This window comes from Geosporobacter subterraneus DSM 17957 (assembly GCF_900142145.1).
Taxonomy (GTDB): domain Bacteria; phylum Bacillota; class Clostridia; order Peptostreptococcales; family Thermotaleaceae; genus Geosporobacter; species Geosporobacter subterraneus.
The window spans coordinates 1-2,865 of record NZ_FQZV01000101.1; the positions used below are offsets into that span (position 1 = coordinate 1).

Consider the following 2,865-nt stretch of genomic DNA (forward strand, 5'->3'; position numbering starts at 1 on the left):
CTGCCCGCATTCAGGAAGGTGCTCAGGCTGCCGCGCAGCCGTCGAAGGAAACCTAGGGTTTCCTAGCGAAAGCATCGAAGATGCTTTTTTATTATGACGGAGGAGATAGCATGTTAGGAAATTTATCAGTGCAGGAACTGGAAAATAGAATATATCAAAAAGATGAGATGATCATCGTAGATACAAGACAGCCGGCTTTTTATGAAGAACATCATATACCGGGAGCTATAAACATACCCTTTGGATTTGAGATGCCTCAGGAGGCGTACAGTCTTCCAAAAGAGCAAGAAATCATTGTATGCTGCTATATTGGTCTATCCAGCAAAGCTTTTGCCTTTATGCTTGGTGAAGCCGGCTATGAAAAGGTACTGAACCTGACCGGAGGATACATGGCCTGGCGCAGAGAAATCGAAGGGGATATAGATTATACCTTTAGTCTGGGGGAGGATTAGACCTATGAACATTACTATCATCAGCGTAGGAAAGATTAAGGAAAAGTTTATGAACAGCGCGGTGGACGAGTACGTGAAACGACTCAGCCGATACTGCAGGCTGTCGATCATAGAAGTACTCGACGAAAAGGCACCGGAGAATTTGAGCGAGAAAGAAATGGAACAGGTAAAAGGGGCCGAGGGAGAAAATATCCTAAAGCATGTAAAGGAAGGGATGTATACCATTGTACTGGACATCCAAGGAAAGATGGTGTCCTCAGAGAAGTTTGCCGAAATGCTGGAAGGCCTAGGGCTGCAGGGGAACAGCAATATTGCGTTTATCATAGGGGGATCATTAGGACTGTCGGAGGACGTAAGGAGAAGGGCAGATTATAGGCTTTCTTTTTCGCCTATGACCTTTCCGCATCAGTTGATGCGGGTGATCTTGCTGGAGCAGATTTATCGGGGATTTAGGATTATGAAGAATGAACCTTATCATAAGTGACTGCGGTTTTTTGATAAGAATTCATGTTGAAATGACATGTGAAACTTTATTTGATAACTATTCTTAATTAATCACACTAGACTGTGAAGTGAATCTGAAGGAGCTCGTCAATATTTTATATAAAAAATTAAGGATTAAAAACTCTTAATATGAATAATAAAAAATAAAGGTAACGTTCGTTTGAACCCGACTTTTTTTCGTGATACAATAAAGAAAACCATATAAGAGAGGATATATCATGACCAAACATCATATCTATACAATGAGTTTCGCAAGTGTCTATCCCCATTATGTTACGAAGGCAGAGAAAAAAGGACGTACGAAAACAGAAGTCGATGAAATCATCCGTTGGTTGACAGGATATACCCAGGAAGAGTTAGAAGCGCAACTGGAAAAACAGACAGACTTTGAGACCTTCTTTGCGGAAGCTCCCCAACTGAATCCTTCGCGAGCTTTGATCAAAGGTGTGGTCTGCGGTGTCCGAGTGGAAGACATCAAAGAACCAACTATGCAAGAAATTCGCTATTTGGATAAGCTGGTCGATGAGTTAGCAAAGGGAAAAGTGATGGAGAAGATTTTGCGGAAATAATATTTAAAAATGAAGAAGTACTGATTCCATAAAGACACAAAGGGATAGTTCTTGAAGGTTTCAATCGGAAGTTTTGCCGATAAAATAAGACCTAAACATTAGTTGACATCTAGTGTTTAGGTCTGCATATTTCGTTTAGATGCATGTGCAAAATTTTTGATTGCCCTAGAAGAAGGAAGTCACGGGAATCAGTGCTAATGAATTGACTTATGGGGTCTTTCAATCTTTTGACTTTGCATTTTAAGTTTTGATTTTGTTGTTTTTGGAAGACGTGGGGACGTTTGGAAGACGTGGGGACGTTTCGATTGTCTTCCTTTTCCTATTATGACATTCTGAAATAGGGGGGCGGTATGATGGCGCGAATGGCAAGAATAAGGAGCAAAACCGGAATATATCATATCATGTTAAGGGGAATCGATAAAAGAAAGATATTTATAGATGATGAAGACAGAACGAAATTCATAGAGAAACTAATAAAGGCAAAAGAGACAGCCGGATTCAGACTGTACGGGTACTGCCTTATGGATAACCATGTACATTTATTAATAGGAGAGTCAGAAGAGATCGGAATAAGCATTAAGCGTATCACTGTAGGATATGTTCAATGGCATAATACTAAGCATGAAAGGACGGGTCATTTGTTTCAAAATAGATATATGAGTGAAGTGGTTGAAACGGAGGGTTATTTGATGAATGTATTAAGATACATTCATCAAAATCCGGTAAAAGCAAAAATGATGGAGCTAGCAAAAGATTATCCATGGAGTAGCTATCACCAATACCTATCTACATATAAAGGACAAGGTTCTTTCATAGATACTCAGTTAATCCAGTCATATTTTTTAAAACAGGAAGATTTTGAAGAGTATATGAACGCTGAGACGAGAGAAGAATTTTTAGAATATAAGCCAGTAACAAAATACAAAGATGAAGTACTTAAGAGTATCCTTGAAAAAGAGATCAAAATTAAAGCTTTAGCAGAGATGCCTATTGAGGAAAGAAATAGGATTATAAGAGATATCTATCTCCGTACAGGAGTGAGCATGAGACAGCTAGCCAGAGTATTAGGAATAGGTAAAACTATCGTTGAAAAGGCTGTAAAATGAGATAAGGATAAGACACTGTTGTGAAGGGTAAAGACAAACGAAACGTCCCCATGTCCTCCGGTGCAATGAATTAATATCGCTATAAAGTAAAGCTGTAAAGTAAAATGTGAATATGAGTATCTGATTACATATCAGAATGGGGTAGTGTAAAGTAGTTTATGAAAGAATAAAGCAAATAAAATCACATGTAATCTACGGAAAAAATCAAAACAGCATTAAATGGTTGGTGAATTT

At 38.7% G+C, this 2,865-nt stretch carries 4 protein-coding genes; all 4 read left to right on the forward strand.

What is annotated here, in order from left to right:
* Positions 1 to 110: 110 nt before the first annotated feature.
* The 4 genes from BUB56_RS19040 (at position 111) to BUB56_RS19055 (ending at position 2,631) form a co-directional block, all read left to right on the forward strand.
* Positions 111 to 452, forward strand: a complete 342-nt coding sequence (locus tag BUB56_RS19040) for a rhodanese-like domain-containing protein (protein ID WP_190014781.1) — start codon at positions 111 to 113, stop codon at positions 450 to 452.
* A gap of 4 nt (positions 453 to 456) precedes the next feature.
* The gene (gene rlmH / locus BUB56_RS19045; RefSeq protein ID WP_110942818.1) at positions 457 to 936 is read left to right on the forward strand and encodes a 23S rRNA (pseudouridine(1915)-N(3))-methyltransferase RlmH; all 480 of its coding nucleotides are present in this window, start codon (positions 457 to 459) and stop codon (positions 934 to 936) included.
* 238 nt (positions 937 to 1,174) lie between these two features.
* Positions 1,175 to 1,525: a DUF2200 domain-containing protein gene (locus BUB56_RS19050; protein ID WP_110942819.1), complete on the forward strand. Its 351-nt coding sequence runs from the start codon at positions 1,175 to 1,177 to the stop codon at positions 1,523 to 1,525.
* A 353-nt stretch (positions 1,526 to 1,878) separates the two neighbouring features.
* A complete protein-coding gene (locus BUB56_RS19055; RefSeq protein ID WP_110942820.1) occupies positions 1,879 to 2,631 on the forward strand; it encodes a transposase in 753 nt (250 codons plus the stop codon).
* The last annotated feature ends 234 nt before the right edge of the window (positions 2,632 to 2,865 follow it).

Excerpts from the sequence above, each read along its gene's own strand:
- BUB56_RS19050 (WP_110942819.1), top strand. The coding sequence starts at position 1,175 with ATGACCAAACATCATATCTATACAATGAGTTTCGCAAGTGTCTATCCC.
- rlmH (WP_110942818.1), top strand. The coding sequence starts at position 457 with ATGAACATTACTATCATCAGCGTAGGAAAGATTAAGGAAAAGTTTATG.
- BUB56_RS19040 (WP_190014781.1), top strand. The coding sequence starts at position 111 with ATGTTAGGAAATTTATCAGTGCAGGAACTGGAAAATAGAATATATCAA.
- BUB56_RS19055 (WP_110942820.1), top strand. The coding sequence starts at position 1,879 with ATGGCGCGAATGGCAAGAATAAGGAGCAAAACCGGAATATATCATATC.